This window comes from uncultured Mycobacterium sp., from assembly GCF_964249325.1.
Classification (GTDB): domain Bacteria; phylum Actinomycetota; class Actinomycetes; order Mycobacteriales; family Mycobacteriaceae; genus Mycobacterium.
The window spans coordinates 24205-28363 of sequence record NZ_CAXUCH010000028.1; the positions used below are offsets into that span (position 1 = coordinate 24205).

2 protein-coding genes and 2 pseudogenes (2 of these 4 running past the window's edge) are annotated in these 4159 nt (G+C 63.7%); 2 read left to right on the forward strand and 2 right to left on the reverse strand.

The genetic code is table 11. From position 1 onward, the window contains the following. Positions 1-1221 (reverse strand): annotated as a pseudogene (locus ACFE99_RS06140) (chloride channel protein) (it extends 220 nt beyond the left edge of the window). A 72-nt stretch (positions 1222-1293) separates the two neighbouring features. Next, entirely contained in the window at positions 1294-1776 is a 483-nt protein-coding gene (locus tag ACFE99_RS06145; protein WP_375483407.1) for a MarR family transcriptional regulator, read from the reverse strand. 224 nt (positions 1777-2000) lie between these two features. On the opposite strand from ACFE99_RS06145, the gene ACFE99_RS06150 reads away from it, so the two are divergent. Next, positions 2001-2858 carry a class I SAM-dependent methyltransferase gene (locus ACFE99_RS06150; RefSeq protein WP_375483409.1) on the forward strand — a complete coding sequence of 286 codons (858 nt, stop codon included), beginning with the start codon at positions 2001-2003 and terminating at the stop codon, positions 2856-2858. 7 nt (positions 2859-2865) lie between these two features. Beyond that, positions 2866-4159 (forward strand): annotated as a pseudogene (locus ACFE99_RS06155) (nitrate/nitrite transporter) (it continues 128 nt past the right edge of the window).

Here is a 4159-nt window from a genome sequence, read left to right on the forward strand (position 1 = left end):
TCCCACGACCACGAAAATGCCGGGGTCTGCGGGCACTCCGGGAAGGCTCCAGAGCTCGCCCAGCCGCCAGATCGCCGCCCCGACAAACGCACCAATCACAATGCCGGGGCCGAAAATCCCGCCCGATCCGCCGGTGCCAATCGATAATGACGTGGCCACGATTTTGGCGATCGGCAAGGCGAGCACGATCCACAACGGAATCGTCATCAACGTTTGTCGTGTGATGGCTTCCTGAATCCAGCCGTATCCGCTGCTGAGGATTTGCGGGATCAGCAGCCCTAATAGCCCGACCAGCAGTCCGCCGAGGGTCGGTTTGAGCACGCCCCCGGGCAGTCGATCGGTCAACGCCACCGTCCAATAGAAGACGCGGGCATACAGATAGCCGATCGCGGCAGCGATCAAGCCGATTACTGCGAACCACAGCAGCGGCCAGGCTTCCTCGAAGCGGTATTCGGCGTCGACGAAACCGAACAGAGGCTCGAAACCGATGATCGAACCGAGCACCGCGTACGCCGCGGCCGAGGCGATGAAACCGGGCACCAGTGCGCGGTATTCGAGGTCCTCGCGACAGATGATTGACGTGGCCAGCACTGCTCCGCCCAGCGGTGCGCCGAAGATGGCACCGATGCCTGAGCCGATGCCTACGGCCACCGCGATCCTGCCGTCCTCGACAGGAAGGTTCAGCCTACGGGTCAGCAGCGATCCGAAGCCTGCCGAGATCTGAGCGGTGGGACCCTCGCGACCGCCCGAACCGCCGGAGCCGATGGTCAGTGCGCTTGCCACCATCTTCACCAGCACCACGCGGCTGCGGATGTTGGTGGGATAGCTGTGGACCGCCTCGATCGCTTCGTCGGTGCCATGGCCTTCAGCTTCCGGGGCAAGCCAGGCGACGATGACCGCTGACAAGAACGCACCGGCCGTCGTCACCAGCGGAATAGCCCACGCACGGTGGAAACCGGAGGAAGGATGGTTGCCGTCCTCTCCCACCGGAGTGGGGATGCGATAGTCGGCCAGGTAGCCCAGCAGAAACTCGCTGGCGTATTTCAGCAACAGATAGAAGACCACCGCGCCGACGCCGGCGATGACGCCGATGGCAATGCCAAGGATGAGCCACTTGCGCACGTAGCCGGACCGCCGGATAAATGCGCCCAACCGCCCTCTGGGCTCCGCGGGACCGGTGTCTTTCGCCGCCGGCACCGTTGGGATGTTATCAGCGCACAGCCGGCGTTCGAGGCGGCCAACATCCCAGCGGTCTCGTCACGAAACGTGGGCCACCCGCGACGAGTGGATGAGCTACACGTCGCCTTCGAAATCGGCGGCCGGCTCTCCCCCGGCGCCGGTAAACGCGGTCAGAGCGCGCACCAACCCATGGCGCTCTGACGGCGGCATCTTTTCGACGATGCGCGCAATCTCGACGCGCCGGTGAGAAGTGACCTGCCGCACCACCTTTCGTCCGCGGGGAGTCAAGGCGGCAAGTAGTTCGCGCCGTGAGTTGGGGTGTGGTTGGCGATCGATCAGTCCGGCGCTTACGAGTCGATCGACCATCCGGCCAGCGGCCGAGGGTTTGACGCCGAGGAGCCCAGCCAGCGTGGCCAGGTTGATTGGGCCTCGATTCGACAGGATCACCAGGGTCCGGAACTGCGGGATGGTGATCGTTTCGTCGACTTGGGCAATCGAGTGGGCCGAGATGGCGACCAGTAACCGCGAGGCGGTCAGCAACGCGTCAGTGATCGCATCGAGTGATTCCAGTGTTGCTGCCGCGCTTTCGGTGGCCATTGTCTGCTTTGCGCTCCTTGTTCGCGCCCGCCGTACGGGGCGCTCGTCGATGCGATTTTTCACAGCTGCCATCCAGCAGTTTAGCAGGCGCCTACTATAATCAACGTAAACTATCTCTTAGTGTTACTATAACTGTATGTGAGCTTGGTGCGTGAAGTTTGGCCCGCCAAGGCGCCGACGACGGTGTTGGCGCACCCACCAGTTGCTTTCGTCAGGAGATTTTTATGAGCGTCGACACCCCTCCCGGCGAACACCACGCCGTGGCGACAACACACCGAGCGGTCTGGGCGATGGGCGACTACGCCCTGATGGCCGAGCAGGTGATGGCCCCCCTCGGCCCATTACTGGTCGCCGCCACGGGCACTGGTCCCAGCGATCGGGTGCTCGATGTCGCCGCTGGATCCGGCAACGTCTCCCTCCCGGCCGCCAAAATGGGCGCCAAAGTCGTTGCCAGTGACCTCACCCCGGAGCTGCTGAACCGGGCCCAAACACGAGCTGCCGAACAGGAACTCGGCATCGAGTGCCGCGAGGCCAACGCCGAAGAGCTGCCGTTCGCCGACGGGTCGTTCGACCGGGTGGTTTCGGCGATCGGCGTAATGTTCGCGCCGCGTCATCAGCGTGCGGCCGACGAGCTGGTGCGGGTATGTCGCCCCGGCGGAAAGATCGGGCTCATCAGCTGGACACCGGAGGGGTTCTTCGGCCAGATGCTTGCCACGATCAGGCCGTACCGACCGACGTTGGGCCCGACCGTGCCACCGGCGGCGCTGTGGGGCCGTGAGGATTATGTCGCGGGGCTGCTGGGGCAGCGGGTCGGCGAAATCAGCGCTCGGCGGGGCATGTTGACGGTGGACCGGTTCGACAGCCCCGAGTCGGTGCACGAGTACTTCAAGCACCACTACGGCCCGACCATCAACGCCTACCGCAACATCGCCGACAATTCCGTGCTGGTCCAGAGCCTTGACGCCCAACTCGTCGAACTAGCGCGACGCCACATGTCGAAAGGCGTAATGCAGTGGGAATACCTGCTGGTTGTCGCATCAAGGTGGTGCCCGAATGGAAACGTCGGCAGCGCCCGGGCATAACACCTCGATGGCTCGCTCGCATCGCATCTCGTACTGGGACGCTGAAGACACTGTCGCGTGGGAGGCTGGCAACAAAGCGATCGCGCGCCGCAACCTGCTCTGGATCGTCGCCTGTGACCACGTGGCGTTCGGGATTTGGACGCTATGGCCGGTGATGGTGCTCTTCATGCCCCGCAACGTGTACGGCTTTTCTCCGGCCGACAAGTTCCTCCTGGGCGCTACCGCCACACTGGTCGCGGCATGCCTCCGTATACCCTATTCGTTGGGCATTGCGCACTTCGGTGGCCGGAGTTGGACAGTCTTTTCGATCGTGATACTGCTCGTCCCTAGCGTGAGCGCTATCGTGCTGCTGGCCCATCCCGGTCTGCCGCTGTGGTGTGCGCGGCGCTTACTGGCTGCGGGGGCGCTAATTACGCGGCGTCGATGACCAACACCAACGCGTTCTACCCTCACCGGCTGAAGGGCTCAGCACTGGGGTTCAACGCCGGAGCCGGCAATCTCGGGGTGCCGGTGATCCAATTGGTGGGGCTGCTAGTGATCGCATTCGCCGGCCACCGCCAACCCTATTGGGTATGTGGGCTATACGTGCTGCTGTTGACGATCGTCGCGATCGGCGCAGCCCATTACATGGACAATCTTGAGCACCCCACCGAGGTCAGCCACCTGCGCTTGATTCTCTACGAGCGGGACACCTGGCTGTTGGCGCTGCTCTACCTGGGCACCTTCGGTTCATGGATCGGCTTCTCGTTCGCGTTCGGGCTGGTGCTGCAAGTGAATTTCGAAGCCACCGGGCAGACCCATGCCCAGGCAGCACTGCATGCCGCCGAATTCGCTTTCATCGGAACAACACTGGGCTCGGTGGCCCGCATCTACGGCGGCCGGCTCGCCGACCGCATCGGCGGCAGCCGAGTCGCGCTAGCGGTCTTCGCCGCCATGGGGCTAGCCACCGCGGTGCTGGTGGCCATCAGCACGGTGCATGACCACAATCCCGGTCCCACGACTGTCCGCCACGATGGTGGGCTATATCTGCGGCTTCATGGTCCTGTTTGTGCTGTCCGGGTTGGGAAATGGAGCGGTATACAAGATGATCCCGTCGGTTTTCGAGGCGCGCAGCCACCTACTGGCCGTCAGTGAGCTCGAACGCCGACACTGGTCGGCCGCCACTTCCGGCGCGGTGATCGGGTTTGTCGCGGCGTTCGGCGCACTCGGCGGTGTAGGGATCAACCTGGCGCTGCGGCAGTCCTACCTGAACACCGGCACCGACACGCCGGCGTACTGGATCTTCTTGGCCTTCTATATCG